The organism is Desulfovibrio desulfopostgatei, assembly GCF_053570645.1.
The window spans coordinates 737,129-751,598 of record NZ_JBRBQS010000002.1 but is presented as its reverse complement, the minus strand read 5'-3'; the positions used below and the strand labels follow the sequence as shown (position 1 = coordinate 751,598).

The following is a 14,470-nucleotide window of genomic DNA, read 5'->3' as shown; positions in this document are numbered from 1 at the left end:
CTGATTCTTGGTTGTATCTCCCGGCAGCAGCGGTTTGCAAAAAAATCGCGCAAGGCGGCTACTGCGGATGCTCCCTGTCGTATTTTTCAATGCTGGCGATAAAGGCTTCTTCCAGCGTGGGGTCTTCCACCTCGGTACAGGATGCCTTGAGTTCGTCCGGCGTTCCCATGCTGATCATTGCTCCGCGATAGATCAGCGCGATGCGGTCGCAGTATTCGGCTTCTTCCATGAAGTGGGTCGTCACCAGCACGGCGGCCCCGGCTGTGGTCATGGCGGAAATGTGCTTCCAGAAATCCCTACGGGTGCGCGCGTCCACGCCAGAGGTCGGCTCGTCAAGAAACAGCACGGGCGGCTCATGCAGGGTAGCGCACAGTAGAGCCAGCCGCTGCTTTTGCCCCAGCGGCAATGAGCCTGTGCGGCTGCGCAGATAGGGCTGCAATTCCAGCGCCTCGGCCAGTTCGGGCAAAAGGGCGTTGCGCCGCTCCCTGGACAGGCCGTACAGCTCGGCAAAAATGGTGATGTTTTCACGCACGGGAATATCCGGGTACAGAGAGAACTTCTGCGCCATGTAGCCCAGACGCGAGCGGGCCTCGCTGCCCGCGCTCAGCAGGTCTACCCCATCTACGGCGCAACTGCCGGATGTGGGACGCGAAAGCCCGCAGAGCATGCGGAAGGTGGTGGACTTGCCCGCCCCATTGGGCCCGAGCAGACCAAAAATCTCGCCGGGGCGCACATCAAAGGAAATATCGCGTGCGGCCACAAATGCGCCAAAGCGTTTGGTGAGGTTGCGGGCCGAGATGGAAAAAGTCGGGCCTGAATCAGCGGGAGCAGCAGGCAAAACCACATTTTGCGAAGCAGCAGCCGAGGACGCAAGACCAATACGACCATCATCACTGCCCTGAATGCCGGAGTGGTTGCCGCCGTTGTGGGCCACGTGCAGCTTGCCGTAGGGCGAAGGGCTCTGGTTGATGCCGCCCACGGCGCTCATGTAGGCGTCTTCCAGCCGTGGGGGCACGGCCTCGCCGCCACGGGCCAACACCTCGCGCCGCAGATCGTCAGGGGCATTTGCCGCCAGCACCAGCCGGATGCGGCTGCCCTGGATAAGGGCATCTTCAATGCCGGGGCGCATGGTCCAGAGGGCCAGCTCCTTTTTATGCATCCCCACATCGGCCCGCAGCAGAAAAACCCGCCCTTCAGCCCGAGCGGTGAGTTCCTCCGGCGGCCCGGCAAACAGTACGCGTCCGCTGTCCAGCATAATCACGCCGGGGCAGCGCTCGGCCTCGTCCAGATAGGCGGTGGACCACACAACCGTCATGCCGTCCTGACTCAGATCCTGCACCATGCGCCAGAGTTCGCGGCGCGATTGCGGGTCAACGCCCACGCCGGGTTCGTCAAGCAGCAGCAGGCGTGGCGAACCCAGCAAGGCGCAGGCAATGCCCAGTTTCTGCTTCATGCCGCCAGACAATCTGCCCGCAAGACGCTCGGTAAAAGGGGCCAGGCTGGTGAATCCCAGCAGTTTTTCAAACACGCGGTCGCGCTCCGCCCCTTCAAGCCCGCGCAGACTGGCATGCAGCCGCATGTTGGCCATGACGGAAATATCCTCATACAGGCCAAAGCGCTGCGGCATGTAGCCAATGCTGTTGGGCTGGCTGCGCATAAGCTCTGCCGGGCTTTGCCCAAAGAGGTTTGCGCGCCCCTCGCTTGGCGGCATAAGACCCGCCATAATGCGCATGAGCGTGGTTTTGCCCGCCGCGTCAGGCCCCACCAGCCCGGTGATGCGCCCGGCGGGGATGACCGCGTTCACGCCGTCCAGAGCGGTGACGGCCTCGCGCCCCTTGCCGAAGCGCATGACCAGCCCCTCCAGACAGACGGCCTGGGCATCGGGGGCGCGGCCGCTCATGGCGCGGGCGTATCCTGCAAAATGATGGTCACGGGCATGCCCTGCCGCATGACGTTTTCCGGATCCTGCGCCTGCACGCGCAGCCGATAGACCAGAGCCGTGCGCACCTCGCGCGTTTCAACGGTCTTGGGGGTAAATTCCGCCGTGGGCGAAATAAAGCCCACCGTGCCGGAAAAGCTTTTGCCCGGCGCCGCGTCCACCAGAATCTTCACAGGCATGCCGGGTTTGACGCGCCCCAGATTGGGTTCGTCCACATAGGCCCGCAGCCACAGGGGGTCGGTAAGGGTGAGGGTGTACACGGTCTGCCCGGCCTGCACTATGGCCCCGGCCTCGCGGGCGCGGGTGAGTACAATGCCCTTTTGCGGAGCGGCAAGCACGGCATCGCGCAACTGGATTTCCGCATGATTGAGGGCTGCGGCGGCAGCGGCCACAGCCGCTTTTTGCGCCAGCACTTCCTCTTCCCGGTAGCCGGAAAGCAGCATGTCCAGCTGGTCCTGATTGGAACGCAGCTTGGCGCTGGCCTCGCTGTACTGGGCGCGGGCGTTGTCCAGGTCTTTTTGCGAAATGGCGTTGGAAACGCGCATGGCCGCCACGCGGTTCAGGTTGATCTGCGCGTTTTCAGCCAGGGCGGCAGAGCCGCTCACCGCAGCGCGGGCCTGAGCAATTTCTTCCACGCGGTAGCCGCGCTCAAGACGCAACAGGGAGGCCTGCTGCCTTTCAAGTTCTGCGGCGGCCTGATCGCGCTGCTGAGTCAGCAGATCATCGTCAATCCGGGCCAGAGCCTGACCGGGGGCAACGGCATCGCCTTCGTCAACAAGCACACTTGCAATGCGCCCGTTAACGCGAAAGCTCAGGTCAACCTGCCGTATGTCCACATTGCCGTACAACACAAGCTGATCGCCATCATGCCGCAGCCACTGCCACAACAGAAAAACAGCCAGCAGCACAACCAAAGCCGCGCCAAGGCCCAAAACCTTACGGGGGACAGCCATATTCCTCCCTGCTCGCAATCGCCGCAAGCGGTTGCCGCGCCAGACAGTTTTATGCCGGGGCCATGCGCCCCGCTGTCACCCAGAATAGCCAGTGGAGGGGGCCTTGTCCATGCTGCGCAGCACATGCAATAGAATAGTTGATTTCAGCGGGTTTGTGGTGCAAGCAAAAAGAGCGGAACTGCAATGCAGCGCTCAGACCTTTAACTATACCGGGGACATCATGACAAACCATTCGCCTGTTTTCAGCATCGCCAGGGTTATGAGGGTTACAGCGATGCTTGCACTCACCTTGATCCTGTACGCCCCGGTCAGCCCCGCCGCGCAACAGCCGAAAAAATTTCCCGATGCCGCTACGGTAGAAAGCATCGCTGCGCAAGGTTTTGTTTACGGCCTGCCCATAGTGATGCACTACGCCGTTACCTATGAATACTCCGTTGACACCAAATCCCCGCAGTACAAAGCGCCCTTCAACGCCCTGCGCAATGGGGCGCGGGTGTTCACCTACAAGGATACCGTGGTCATCACGCCCAACAGCGACACGCCCTACTCCTTTGCCTGCCTTGATCTGCGGGCCGAACCAGTGGTCATTACCGTGCCGAAGGATACGGACGGGCGGTATTTCAGCGTGCAGCTTGTAGACGCCAATACTTTCAACTTTGGCTACATCGGCAGCAGAACAACGGGCAACGGCGGGGGCAGCTATCTTGTCGCAGGGCCGGAATGGAAGGGCACAGCGCCTGCGGGCATGCGCGTGTTCCGCTCCAACGCGCAGTTTGCCATGGCACTGTTCCGCACCCAGTTGTTCAGCCCCGCAGATATTGAAAATGTGCTGAAATTCCAGACAGGCTACGCCGTAAAACCCCTCTCGGCCTTTTTGGGGCAGACGCCGCCCCCGGCGCTTCCCATGCCGCCCTTCCCCAACATCGGGCAGGATTTTGTAAAGCCGGAATTTTTTGATTATCTGGCCTTTGCGCTGCAATTTGCGCCAGCCGGGCCGGAAGAAGTCTCCATCCGCGCCCAGCTTGCCAGTATTGGCGTGGTTGCAGGCAAACCCTTTGCATTTGATGCCCTGCCCAAGGATACACAGGCAGCAGTGCTGCGCGGTCTGCAAAAAGGCGCTGGCATGGTCGATGCCTCCGTCACAAGGCCGGGGCTTCGCGTGAACGGCTGGAAGATGAGTTTTCCCTTTGGCAACAGGGAGTTCTTTAACGGGGACTGGCTGTTGCGGGCAGCCGGGGCCAAGGCGGGCATTTACGGCAATGATGCCGAAGAAGCAGTATATCCCATGACCAAAACCCTGGCAGACGGCAGCCCGCTGGATGGCAGCAAGCACAAGTACCGCATGACCATTCCCGCCGGGCAGTACCCTCCGGCCAAGGCTTTCTGGTCTGTGACCATGTATGACGGCAATACCCAGTTGCTCATAAAAAATCCTATTGACCGCTACCTGATCAATTCGCCCATGCTGCCGGACATGAAAAAGAATCCCGATGGCTCGCTTACCATCCTGATCCAGCGCGATACCCCTGGCAAAGAGCACGAGAGTAACTGGCTGCCCGCGCCGGACGGCCCGATTTTTCTTGTAATGCGCCTGTACTGGCCTGAAACCGAAGGGCTCTCCGTGCTGCCGCTGGGCAAAGGAACCTGGCAGCCCCCCAAGGTGGAATTAAACGACTGAGCACGAAGCGCAAAAGGATCATATGACGTTTCATTTCACAGCGCGCCCTGCAATCTGGGCGGTCATGCATGCTGCCATCTGGCTGGCCCTGATGGCAGCAGCGCAGACCGCAAGGGCCGAGAACTACGGCTGGTTTTCACTGGAAGCGCCCCAGGGCTGGCAGGCCGAAGCCCCGTCAACCCTGGCGGGAGCCTGGGTACTTGCGCTCACCGGGCCGGAAGAAGCCGTCCACGTGCGCATCATGGTGGGCAAAACCGCAGGGCCGCCGGATGCGGCGGACGTGGCAGGATTGCTGCGCGCCGCCGCCGGGGTGCGGGAGCCTGTGCGCAGGGCTGATGCCCAGTATGTTTTCAGAGGAAAAGACGCAATGGGAGTGGACACGGCCTGCATTGTGGGCGCGGATCCGCAGGCGGGCATATACATGGCCGTGCTGTGCAGTGGAGAAGTTGACTGCGCAGAAGACCTGCTGGCCGCGCTGCGCGGAGGATCAAACCCCGCCATGCTGCCCCTGCGGCATGCCGTACGCGGCAGTATTGAACCCCGTTTTCTGCCCGCTGCACAATAAACGGCAACGGACAGGCGGGGGAAAAGACAGAAGATTACTGTTGCAGAACTGGCTTGCGGCTGCGCTGAATGGGCTTGCCCAGTCCCATGCCTTCTGTGGAACGCAGCACCTCTGCGGCCCTGGCCTCATCGCCGCGCAACAGCACCAGCACCACATAGAGTTTGCCCGAGCGCTCCATCTTTGTACGCATTCCCCTGCCCTCCAGACGCTGACGCAAAGAGTCCACAGCGTCCGCATCCTTGAATGCCCCCACCTGAAACACATAATCGTACATTCCAGATGTCTGCGGCCTTGCAATGCCGCCCGGGGCCGCCTGCTGCCCTGCCGCGCCGCCCTGTGCGCCCCCTTGCGGTGCTGGCGCAACCCCGGCCTGAGCCACGCCGGCAGGTTTGGGCTGCACCGGCGTCATGGGCGGCAAGGGTTTGAGCGGGGCATCGCCCGTGGCGGCATCGTTGCGCAGCACTCTGGCAAAACGCAATTCCTCGGCGGCCAGCACTTTTTGCTTGGGTTCGCTTGCTCCATCATCTGCGCCGGAGCCTTGATCGCCGCCCACGGCATGCGAATCATCGTCCGGCGTGGTTGCGGATGAAGGGGCGCTTGCCCCAGACGTGCCCGACCTGACCGCAATGGGTTGCGGGTGCGCCTTCCAGTAGGCCCTGCCGCTCATAACCCCGCCAAGGTATGCCAGCACCACTGCCGCCACCACCAGAAAGCCCACCGCCAGCAAGGATGAAGGGCGCAGGCACAGGCATTTTTTATCATTTGCCTGGTCCGATGAAGGCTGACGGGTAGCAGGAGGCATGGAATCTCCGGATGTTGGGGTTTGCTGCGATAATCATGCGCAGAGAGGGACAGAAAGAACGTTGGCGCGGGCAACCATATCAATGCATGGCGCTGGCGTAAAGTACGCCAGTAATCCGCACGACAGATCACCGCAAACATTGATCTATATAGCCTTTTGCAACCAGAGCTGCCGTGGCCGCTTGCGGGCCTGCCCTGCGCTCTGCTATCATGCTGACACAAGTTGCAAACATGGAGTACGCCATGATCAAGGATGTATGGTTTCTTCGCATATACGCGGCCATCTGTCTTGTGCTGGCCGGAGCGATCGTTGCTGGCGCGGCCTCTGCCGCCCATATAGCAAAACCCGGCCCTGAACCGCAAATCCTCACCATCGTTAACGCCACAGGCGAGGATATTCTGAGCATGGGCTTTCAGACCGGCCGCAGTATGCATTTTGTGCGGTTCGACATGCCCCCCGCTGGTCGGGACGACATTGAAAACCCCGGCTCGGTCGCCAACCTGCGTGTGGACACAGGCCTTGCCCTGTGGATTTTCAAGGATGTGCCGCTGGCCAAGGCGCAAAGCGTGACCCTGCGCATGGGCGAAAAGCCATTGCTGGAACTCGCTTTTTCCAAGGGCGAGCAGCAACGCCTGACGGGCGAAGTGCAAAGCCTGCTGCCGGGGCCGGATGCCGGGCCGGTCTGCGCGCTTGACCGTTTTCGCCCCGGCATGCCCATGAAGGATGTTTGCACCCTGCTGAGCGCCACGCCGCAACGTGACGATAACGATGCAGTGCTTGCCAGCCTTGGCTTTGCGGGCATGGTCTGGGCCGCGCGGCTTGAGCCTGCCCAGCGCGGGGAAAAGCCTTCAAGCAAGACGCCCCTTGTGCTTGACCACATGGAACTGCGCCGCAAGCTGGACCAGGAAACCCTGGACAAACTGCTGAACGCCCTTTACGAGCAAAAATACAGCCCGTGGCAGGCCGAATTGCCGGGGCTGGATATCAACTTTACCCAAATGCCGTCCATGGATCTGAACAAGCAGAAGGACATGCTGCGGCAGGTGCTTGAGTACTTCATGTCTGCCAGCAAGGGCGAAGCAACCATCATGCTCGCGCCTACAGAAATGCTGCCCAAGCTTGCGGATGCCGATGCCCCGAGCAGCGATGTGCAGCTATTCACCATCACCCTGCGCCCGGCTTCAAAAAATCTTGTGGTGGATGTTGCCGCCTATCAGGAAAACGAAGAATCAAGATAAATTATCGGTATAATATTCCAGAGCCTGTCCGCTGGACGGCCTGAACGTAAGAAGGCATCCTCAGCCAAAAGCCGGGGATGCCTTTTTGAATTTTCGATCAGGCCGGGGCTGTTTAAAGCCTGCCTTCCTTCTTGGCGGCGCGCATGCTCCGCAGCCAGTTGTACCAGCCTTCAAGGCCGTCACCTTTGCGGCAGGAAACCTCAAAGATATCCAGATCCTTATTGAGCTTTGTGGCAAAATTGCGGGCGCGCGCAAGGTCAAAATCCACGTAGGGCAGCAGGTCGACCTTGTTGAGCACCATTGCCTTGGCAAGGTTGAACAGCAGGGGGTACTTTTCCGGCTTGTCGTCACCTTCAGCAACGCTCAACAGGGCGACCTTGGCGTCTTCGCCGCAGTCAAATTCCACTGGGCACACCAGGTTGCCCACGTTTTCAATAAAAAGAATATCCACGCCGGTGAGGTCAAGGCTTTCCAGCGAGGTAAGGATCATGTTGCTGTCGAGGTGGCAGCCGCCGTCTGTATTGATCTGCACGGCCTGCGCGCCTGTGGCGGCAACGCGGCGGGCATCGTTATCTGTCTGTAGGTCGCCTTCCACCACCGCCATGCGGAATTCTCCGGCCAGATCACTCAGGGTGCGTTCCAGCAGGGTGGTTTTGCCCGCGCCGGGCGAGCTGATGAGATTCAGCGACAATATTCCCTTTTCTGTAAGCAGCCGACGCACGTTATCGGCCATTTTTTCGTTGGCTTCCAATACATTGCGAACCACAGGAATTTGCATTCAATTCTCCTTGCTTGCCGCCGGTGCGGCGTGGTCATGAGCCAGAAAGATAAGACAAAGGCGAAGACGGCAGTGAAAGGAGCAAACCAGCCCCCCTGAAGAATCAGAGGGGCAAAGGGGTTAGCTGGCTTCCAGACGGTTGAGATACAGTTCCCTGCCCTGCTCAACCACATGCCCGAACTGCTCGCCGCAATTGGGGCACGGCAGCCAGAGTGCATCCTGCCCCTCCCCGCCAAAAACTTTACCGCAGGCGGAGCAGCGCAGCCGTAGCGGAAGCTCGGTAAGCTCCAGGCGCGCGCCTTCGTGCGGGGTACCCTGCACCATGACTTCAAAACAGAATTGCAGCGACTCGGGCACAACACCTGAAAGCGAGCCGTACGTGACGTTCACAACTTCCAGACGAGTGCAGCCCTGACGGGCTATTTCATCCTCAGCCATCTGCAACAGGCTTTGTGCTATGGACATTTCGTGCATGGGGTCATGCTAGCCCAAACACCCGGCCCCGTAAAGGCCAGAAGCGAATCTTGCTATTCGGCGCAAATAATGTACATTTTGTTCATGCGTCGCTCAAAATTTTCTGGCGTCTTCTCATTCTCTGCCGACTGGACAGAGAGCCGCAGCAAAACGCACTACTTCGTCTGGGAGCTTCCAGACGGAGCCTTTGCGGTGCAGGAACTCAACGCCGCGTTCCAGCCTGTGGCAGAGGTGGAGCGCATAAACGCAAAAACCTTTTCCCAGTCATTCAAGGCAGAGCACAATATTTTGGCTATGCCTGTGATCACGCCGGATCTCAGCCATTTTGAATCCGCCCCGCCCGCACCAGCGCCCCAACACCCGGATGCTGCGGCAGAACAGCCTGCCCGCAAAGCGAGCGCACCCAAGGCCAAAACAGGGAGCGCGCCGCTCCAGACGCTTTCAAAGGCCAAGCTGCCAGATTCCGTGGAAGTGGCCCCCGAGCAGCCCGATATGGGGCTTATTCCCTTTCCTTCCCGCACCGCCACCGGCGTTACCGCTGTTCGCTATGATGAAGGCCCCACGCCTGCTGCCGCTACCACAGCCGCTGCCGCGCCCAAGAGGGCCTACGACCTTGAAGCCGCCCGCAAGGCCAAGGTTGTGGAGTCAAAGCTGCGGGAGACTTTTCGCCAGACATTGCTGCGCCTCAAACGCCCGCGCGAGCGCAAGGCAGCACTGCTTGCCCTTGAGCAACTGGCGCAGACCAAGGACGGCATCATACCCGCCCACAAGCATATGTTCCGTGATTTTGGCGTACGTCTGCGCCAGAATTCCCAGCCCGACCTCGCCCTGCTTTTTTCACGCAAGGCAGTGGAACTGGCCCCCGAGGACGATCACGCCCACTTCAACCTGGCGCGCATTCTCTGTTCGCTTGGCCTGTATGACGAAGCCGCCACCCACATCGGCACGGCTTTGAGCATGTCCAGCGGAGAGCCTCTCTACTTCAAGCTGTTGGAACACATCCGCGAACTCAAACGGACGCGCGGCGCAGGCAAGCCCACGCCCCAGCGCTGAGCCGCTGTTCCAACCCAAGTCATTGGCAGGAGCCTTTTGGCATGAACAAAGTAATTCTCGGTCTTCTAGTGGCAGTGTGCGTTCTGGGCATGGCGCTTATCATGCTCAATGAACGTATGCGCAAGCCTGAACCAGCAAACCCCGCAGGCATTATCGCGCCTGTCACCTCCCCGGATGCGGCCCCGCCCGCCGATGCTGGCAACCAGTCCGCCACATCTCCTTCCCTGCATCTGCCCCCGCAGACCCAGAGCGGCATTCCTGATCTCAACGCCAGCGGCGAAGCCCCGGCCCGTGCGCCCATCCCCAGCCTTAAGCCGGAGGAAAAGAGCGCCCCGACAAGCAATGTAGCCGCGGCCGAACCTCAGCCAGCCGTTGCCAAGCCCGTAGTGCAGCCCAAACCTGCGACCCCGGTCACAGAAAAAACAGCGCCAGCGGCAGAACCCGCCAAGGAGAAAGCCGCCAAGGCCGCGCCGCAGCACAAGAACATCACCAAGTTTGTGGTTCTTGCACGCGATAAGGGCGCAACAGTGCGCCTCGTGGGTGCTGCGCCCATTGTCTACAAAAACATGCAACTCAGCGGCCCTGAACGTCTGGTTATTGATCTGGACGGCAAGTGGCAGGTCAAGGCGCCCGGCGTGCCCAAGAACCCTGCGGTGACCAACGTGCGCATTGGCAAGGGCGACGACAAAACGCGCATTGTCATTGACCTGACGGGCAAGATTCAGCCCAAGTTCACGCTTTCAAAGGATGGGCACACTCTGGACATCCGCCTGGATCACTAGGGCATGACAGGGCGGCCCACGCCGCCCCGGCATCATCAGTATCTCCCAGATAGAGAAACCGGCTGTTGTTAACAACAGCCGGTTTTTATTTTCATGCCCTGTCAGGCGCAATGGTAAGCATCGGGCCAACAGCAGCGGGTGCAGGCCTCAGCTTTCCATTTCCTTGCCGCGCGCGTTGGCGGCCAGCACGGATTCCACCAGCAAGCCTGCAAGGCCTGCGCGGTCAAGCACGTTCACGCCCGCTATAGTCACCCCGCCGGGCGAGCAGACATCGTCACGCAACTGCATGATCGGCGAGGTGCTCTGCTCGGCCATTTTGGCGCATCCGCCAAAAAGGGCAGTAACCATCTCGCGCGATTCTTTATGCTGAAAACCGAGGGTAACGCCAGCCTGAACCAGCCCCTGCATCATGGCAAACACGTAGGCAGGCCCTGCCCCGATAAGAGCTGTGAACGCCGTGAACTTGCTTTCCGGCAGTTCCACGCACACGCCCAACGCGCCGAACAAAGCCTGAATGTCGGCCTTGCTGGTATCGGACAGGTCAGGATCGTCAAAGCAGAGGGCGAACACGCCCATGCCCACAAGGGCCGGGGTGTTGGGCATGCAGCGCACCACAGGACAACGCCCTTCAACTGCCGCAGTGAGGCGCTGAAGGCTCACGCCAGCAGCTACGGAAACCAGGGTTTTCCCGGCTGTCAGCTCTGGGCGCATCTGCGCAAGCACCTCTGCCGCCTGATAGGGTTTAACGCCCAGCACCAGCACGTCGGCGGCCTGCGCCACGGCCTGGGGACTTTCCATCACGCGCACGCCAAGCTCTTCAAGCGGGCGCATGCGTGAAGCGGTTCTGTTGAAACCGCACAGTTCGTAGCCGCCCTTGCGGGCAAGCCCGGCCATGATGGCCCCGCCCATGTTGCCGCATCCGACACAGCCGATTTTGAGCGCCATAATATTACTCCGTTATTTCCAGGCCGCTGAAGAAGTAGCCTATTTCAAAAGCCGCGGTTTCAGCGGCGTCCGAGCCGTGAACAGCATTGGCTTCCAGGCTTTGGCCATACTTGTGACGCAAGGTGCCGGGCTCTGCCTGAGCCGGATTGGTGGCCCCCATGAGGGCGCGCCAGCGGGGCACCGCGTCTTCGCCGCGCAATACAACGCAAACCACCGGGCCGGAAGACATGTAGTCGGTCAGGCTGTCAAAAAAGGGGCGCTCGCTGTGGACGGCATAAAAGCCCGCAGCCTGAGCCTTGGAAAGGCGCAAGCGCTTGAGAGCCACTATTTTGAGGCCGGAAGCTTCCATGGCAGCCAGAATTTCCCCGGTCAGATTGCGCGAAACTGCGTCAGGCTTGATAATGGCGAAAGTGGATTGCATGCTTACTCCTTTTCCATGTTGTCGTTAGCAGGATAAGAACGCGCCGCAACGGCGGCTCCGTCCTGGGCCAGTTTCCAGAGTACGCGCCGCAAGGGCACCACCGCCACGCCGTCCTTGTCCTGCCAGTCGCGCAGAGCGCGCAGGGTTTCAGGATAAGGATGGCCAATGGCCACAGCCATGCCTTGAGCGCGGGCGCGGGCTGCCGCCGCGTCCAGCGCAGACAGAATGGCCGCAGTGTCGCGGCGCGTATCCAGAAAAACATCGCGTGCAAGGCCGACCAGCCCCGCCTCTCTGGCTGCAAGTGCCAGCTGGGGGTCTGGGCGCGTCACACTGTCGAGCACGGCGAGCCCTCGCCCGCCAAGCATGCTGCACAATGTTCTGCACAGCGAAATATCACCAGTAAAAGCTGACCCCATGTGGTTGTTGAGGCCAATAACCGAGGGCAAAATCCGCAGATTTTCCTCAAGTACGGTCTGCACCTCCTGCGCGCTCATACTGGTGAGCAGCGCTCCGGGGCCAGGGTCCGGCCTGCCATGCAAGGCCCGAGGCAGGGCCTCCATGGGCTGGTGCAACAGGCAATCAAGCCGACGGGTTAACGCTATCCCGGCTGTTTCCTGCGCATGCGGCGACCTCGGCCAGATGGCCAGAGTCACCGGAAACGGCAACAAGGCAAGAGCTTCTGCGGATTCGAGCCTCTGGCCCATGTCATCAATGACAATAGCCAGGGCCTCTGGCGGCAGAGGTTGGGCCAAATCTGAAAGCTGCCCCTCCCGACCAGGAAAGCTAACAACATAGTATACCAGATGATTGAGTAGGACTTCAAGCGTTCCTTGCGGCGTCCAGCGCACCTCGGTGCGCACTCCTGCCCTTTCCAGAACCGGATTTTGATCGCGCAGCCCCTGAAGCAGAGCCAGCCCAAGGCGCAGGGGCGCGCAGGGGCCGCTGACGATGACCTGCCGCAGATCTGCCGTGCTGGCATATGTAGCGGCATATGCCGCCTGCTCTGCGGAAGCAGCGGGAATGTGAGGAATGGTTGCCCCGGAGGGCAATTGCGAAGTTTCGACAGGCAAATTTTCTTGCAAGGGAAGCTGCTGCCACTGCGCCTGAGGTAAGGCCAGCGGGAGTGTACGCGCAAGCAACGCGTCCACACTTTCCAGAGCCAGCGCCCTGTCAAAGCCCAACCCGCCGTCATGTGCGCCTGATGGTTTGTGGGCAACCGCAAAGGGCAAAGCCGCGCCCGAGGCAGCTGTCGGCTTCCGGGTCGGGGCTTCCAGTTGCCAATAAACCCAGCAGGATATGGCAAGGCTACATAAAAGCCACAGCAAGCCGCCCACGGCAAGCTGCGCAGACGCAGACAGCCCCCCGGCGAACCGCAAGGGCCCGGCCAGAAGGCTGTCTGATAACTTTGTGTCGCGCAAAGGCAACACCCTGTTTATTCCTGCCCGCCCGCTTTACGCGGTTACGGGGTTAATTCCTGATTTCCCGCATCTTGGGGAGGCTCTTGACCATTTGCAGGGCCATGCGCAACTGGTTGTCGCGCGCGAGCTGCTCGGCGGCATCTTCCTTGCTGTTTTTGGCCTTGGAAGATTTTTTGTCCTTGCCGTTTTCGATGTGACGGTTCAGATCCTGCTCGCGCACCATAAGGCGGGAGTTATCCTTGTCGTCCGTGCGGGGGGCTTCAAACGGCACTTCCACATCAGGCACAACGCCTTCGGCCTGAATGGAGCTGCCGTTGGGCGTGTAGTACAGGGCAACCGTAAGCTTGAGGCCGGAGCCGTCAGAAAGCGGGATAATGTTCTGCACGGATCCCTTGCCGAATGAACGCTCACCCACTGTGAGGGCGCGCTTCTGGTCGCGCAGGGCGCCAGCCACGATTTCAGAAGCGGAGGCGGAGCCGGCGTTGATCAGCACAACCATGGGGGCGTGGATATCATCGCCCTGCTTTTTGGCTTCGTACACGCGGTCAGTATTGTCGCGCCGTCCCTTGATGGAAACGATGACGCCCTTGTCGAGGAACGTGTCAGAAACGCTCACAGCCTGATCAAGCAGCCCGCCGGGGTTATTGCGCAGATCAAGCACGATACCCTTGATGCCGCCGGAATTCTTGGTTTCCTTTTCTGCCGCCTTAAGAGCGTCGCGCAGTTCTTCGGTGGTGCGCTCAGAAAAACGCGTGAGGCGAATCCAGTAATACCCGTCCTCGAGCTTCTTGGACTTCACGCTGATAAGCGGAATGGCGTCGCGCACAAGGCGGACAGTCTGCGGGGCCTTGGCATCGCTGTGCAGGATGGCAAGCTCCACCTCCGAGCCCTTGGGGCCACGGATGCGGGAAACAACTTCCTGCAACGAGAGTTCCTGCGCGGGCTGCCCGTTGATGGACAGAATAATGTCGCCAGATTTGAGCCCGGCCCGATAGGCGGGGGTGTCCTCAATGGGAGTCACCACCGTAACCTGACCGTTCTCCATGGAAATTTCTATGCCAATACCAAAGAACTCGCCGGAGGTGGTCTCCTGCATTTCTTTGTATTCTTCGGCGTTCATAAAGGTGGAGTGCGGGTCAAGGCCCTGAAGCATGCCTTTGACCGCGCCATTGATAAGGTCGCCCTGCGTCACATCACGCACGTAATAACGCTCCACCAGATCAAGAACCTGGCTGAAGCGCTTGAGCGCATCAAACTTACTGGGGGCTTCCTTGGACGTTTCCTTTTTTTCGGCGCACTGGGGAGCGCCCGGCAGGGCGACCACGCCGCCCACGGCAAGCAGAAGCACAAGAAGGCTAAGACGGACAAGAAGACGCATAACAACGATCTCCACGCGGACGTAATGAACGAACACAGCGCCACAA

At 60.3% G+C, this 14,470-nt stretch carries 14 protein-coding genes; 5 read left to right on the top strand and 9 right to left on the bottom strand.

The annotated features are described in order from the left end of the window. Positions 1-58: 58 nt before the first annotated feature. Both ACUZ9Q_RS03285 and hlyD read right to left on the bottom strand, forming a co-directional pair. Positions 59-1,900, bottom strand: coding sequence for an ATP-binding cassette domain-containing protein (locus ACUZ9Q_RS03285; RefSeq protein ID WP_449247317.1), 1,842 nt, complete (start codon positions 1,898-1,900; stop codon positions 59-61). Further along, the gene (gene hlyD / locus ACUZ9Q_RS03280; RefSeq protein WP_192113910.1) at positions 1,897-2,892 is read right to left on the bottom strand and encodes a secretion protein HlyD; all 996 of its coding nucleotides are present in this window, start codon (positions 2,890-2,892) and stop codon (positions 1,897-1,899) included. Before hlyD ends, ACUZ9Q_RS03285 begins: the two co-directional genes overlap by 4 nt. A gap of 220 nt (positions 2,893-3,112) precedes the next feature. On the opposite strand from hlyD, the gene ACUZ9Q_RS03275 reads away from it, so the two are divergent. Together ACUZ9Q_RS03275 and ACUZ9Q_RS03270 are read left to right on the top strand one after the other, a co-directional pair. Next, positions 3,113-4,570 carry a DUF1254 domain-containing protein gene (locus ACUZ9Q_RS03275; protein ID WP_449247316.1) on the top strand — a complete coding sequence of 486 codons (1,458 nt, stop codon included), beginning with the start codon at positions 3,113-3,115 and terminating at the stop codon, positions 4,568-4,570. A gap of 22 nt (positions 4,571-4,592) precedes the next feature. Continuing rightward, positions 4,593-5,135, top strand: a complete 543-nt coding sequence (locus tag ACUZ9Q_RS03270) for a hypothetical protein (protein WP_215647181.1) — start codon at positions 4,593-4,595, stop codon at positions 5,133-5,135. A gap of 34 nt (positions 5,136-5,169) precedes the next feature. Here the strand turns inward: ACUZ9Q_RS03270 and ACUZ9Q_RS03265 are convergent, their stop codons facing one another. Next, entirely contained in the window at positions 5,170-5,937 is a 768-nt protein-coding gene (locus ACUZ9Q_RS03265; protein ID WP_215647182.1) for an SPOR domain-containing protein, read from the bottom strand. 242 nt (positions 5,938-6,179) lie between these two features. Here ACUZ9Q_RS03265 and ACUZ9Q_RS03260 point away from each other — a divergent pair, with 242 nt between their 5' ends. Next, complete coding sequence (locus ACUZ9Q_RS03260; RefSeq protein ID WP_215647183.1) at positions 6,180-7,175, top strand: peptidoglycan glycosyltransferase; 996 nt, start codon at positions 6,180-6,182, stop codon at positions 7,173-7,175. 112 nt (positions 7,176-7,287) lie between these two features. Here ACUZ9Q_RS03260 and hypB read toward each other — a convergent pair whose 3' ends face one another. Then, complete coding sequence (gene hypB / locus ACUZ9Q_RS03255) at positions 7,288-7,953, bottom strand: hydrogenase nickel incorporation protein HypB (RefSeq protein ID WP_192113905.1); 666 nt, start codon at positions 7,951-7,953, stop codon at positions 7,288-7,290. A gap of 120 nt (positions 7,954-8,073) precedes the next feature. After that, entirely contained in the window at positions 8,074-8,427 is a 354-nt protein-coding gene (locus ACUZ9Q_RS03250) for a hydrogenase maturation nickel metallochaperone HypA/HybF (RefSeq protein ID WP_192113904.1), read from the bottom strand. A gap of 69 nt (positions 8,428-8,496) precedes the next feature. On the opposite strand from ACUZ9Q_RS03250, the gene ACUZ9Q_RS03245 reads away from it, so the two are divergent. Together ACUZ9Q_RS03245 and ACUZ9Q_RS03240 are read left to right on the top strand one after the other, a co-directional pair. Beyond that, entirely contained in the window at positions 8,497-9,480 is a 984-nt protein-coding gene (locus ACUZ9Q_RS03245) for a tetratricopeptide repeat protein (RefSeq protein WP_297891646.1), read from the top strand. Between the two features lie 41 nt (positions 9,481-9,521). Beyond that, positions 9,522-10,262: an AMIN domain-containing protein gene (locus ACUZ9Q_RS03240; RefSeq protein WP_227118651.1), complete on the top strand. Its 741-nt coding sequence runs from the start codon at positions 9,522-9,524 to the stop codon at positions 10,260-10,262. Positions 10,263-10,409: 147 nt separating this feature from the next. Here ACUZ9Q_RS03240 and proC read toward each other — a convergent pair whose 3' ends face one another. From proC to ACUZ9Q_RS03220, 4 genes are all read right to left on the bottom strand, one after another. Beyond that, positions 10,410-11,207, bottom strand: a complete 798-nt coding sequence (gene proC / locus ACUZ9Q_RS03235; RefSeq protein WP_227118650.1) for a pyrroline-5-carboxylate reductase — start codon at positions 11,205-11,207, stop codon at positions 10,410-10,412. Between the two features lie 4 nt (positions 11,208-11,211). Then, a complete protein-coding gene (gene ndk / locus ACUZ9Q_RS03230; protein ID WP_192112524.1) occupies positions 11,212-11,628 on the bottom strand; it encodes a nucleoside-diphosphate kinase in 417 nt (138 codons plus the stop codon). 2 nt (positions 11,629-11,630) lie between these two features. Continuing rightward, positions 11,631-12,857, bottom strand: a complete 1,227-nt coding sequence (locus tag ACUZ9Q_RS03225) for a divergent polysaccharide deacetylase family protein (protein ID WP_449247315.1) — start codon at positions 12,855-12,857, stop codon at positions 11,631-11,633. Positions 12,858-13,095: 238 nt separating this feature from the next. After that, complete coding sequence (locus ACUZ9Q_RS03220) at positions 13,096-14,424, bottom strand: S41 family peptidase (RefSeq protein ID WP_192112522.1); 1,329 nt, start codon at positions 14,422-14,424, stop codon at positions 13,096-13,098. Between the last annotated feature and the right edge of the window lie 46 nt (positions 14,425-14,470).

Excerpts from the sequence above, each read along its gene's own strand:
- ACUZ9Q_RS03285 (WP_449247317.1), bottom strand. The coding sequence starts at position 1,900 with ATGAGCGGCCGCGCCCCCGATGCCCAGGCCGTCTGTCTGGAGGGGCTG.
- ACUZ9Q_RS03240 (WP_227118651.1), top strand. The coding sequence starts at position 9,522 with ATGAACAAAGTAATTCTCGGTCTTCTAGTGGCAGTGTGCGTTCTGGGC.
- ACUZ9Q_RS03245 (WP_297891646.1), top strand. The coding sequence starts at position 8,497 with ATGTACATTTTGTTCATGCGTCGCTCAAAATTTTCTGGCGTCTTCTCA.
- ACUZ9Q_RS03265 (WP_215647182.1), bottom strand. The coding sequence starts at position 5,937 with ATGCCTCCTGCTACCCGTCAGCCTTCATCGGACCAGGCAAATGATAAA.
- hypB (WP_192113905.1), bottom strand. The coding sequence starts at position 7,953 with ATGCAAATTCCTGTGGTTCGCAATGTATTGGAAGCCAACGAAAAAATG.
- ACUZ9Q_RS03260 (WP_215647183.1), top strand. The coding sequence starts at position 6,180 with ATGATCAAGGATGTATGGTTTCTTCGCATATACGCGGCCATCTGTCTT.
- hlyD (WP_192113910.1), bottom strand. The coding sequence starts at position 2,892 with ATGGCTGTCCCCCGTAAGGTTTTGGGCCTTGGCGCGGCTTTGGTTGTG.
- ndk (WP_192112524.1), bottom strand. The coding sequence starts at position 11,628 with ATGCAATCCACTTTCGCCATTATCAAGCCTGACGCAGTTTCGCGCAAT.
- ACUZ9Q_RS03275 (WP_449247316.1), top strand. The coding sequence starts at position 3,113 with ATGACAAACCATTCGCCTGTTTTCAGCATCGCCAGGGTTATGAGGGTT.
- ACUZ9Q_RS03270 (WP_215647181.1), top strand. The coding sequence starts at position 4,593 with ATGACGTTTCATTTCACAGCGCGCCCTGCAATCTGGGCGGTCATGCAT.
- proC (WP_227118650.1), bottom strand. The coding sequence starts at position 11,207 with ATGGCGCTCAAAATCGGCTGTGTCGGATGCGGCAACATGGGCGGGGCC.
- ACUZ9Q_RS03250 (WP_192113904.1), bottom strand. The coding sequence starts at position 8,427 with ATGCACGAAATGTCCATAGCACAAAGCCTGTTGCAGATGGCTGAGGAT.
- ACUZ9Q_RS03220 (WP_192112522.1), bottom strand. The coding sequence starts at position 14,424 with ATGCGTCTTCTTGTCCGTCTTAGCCTTCTTGTGCTTCTGCTTGCCGTG.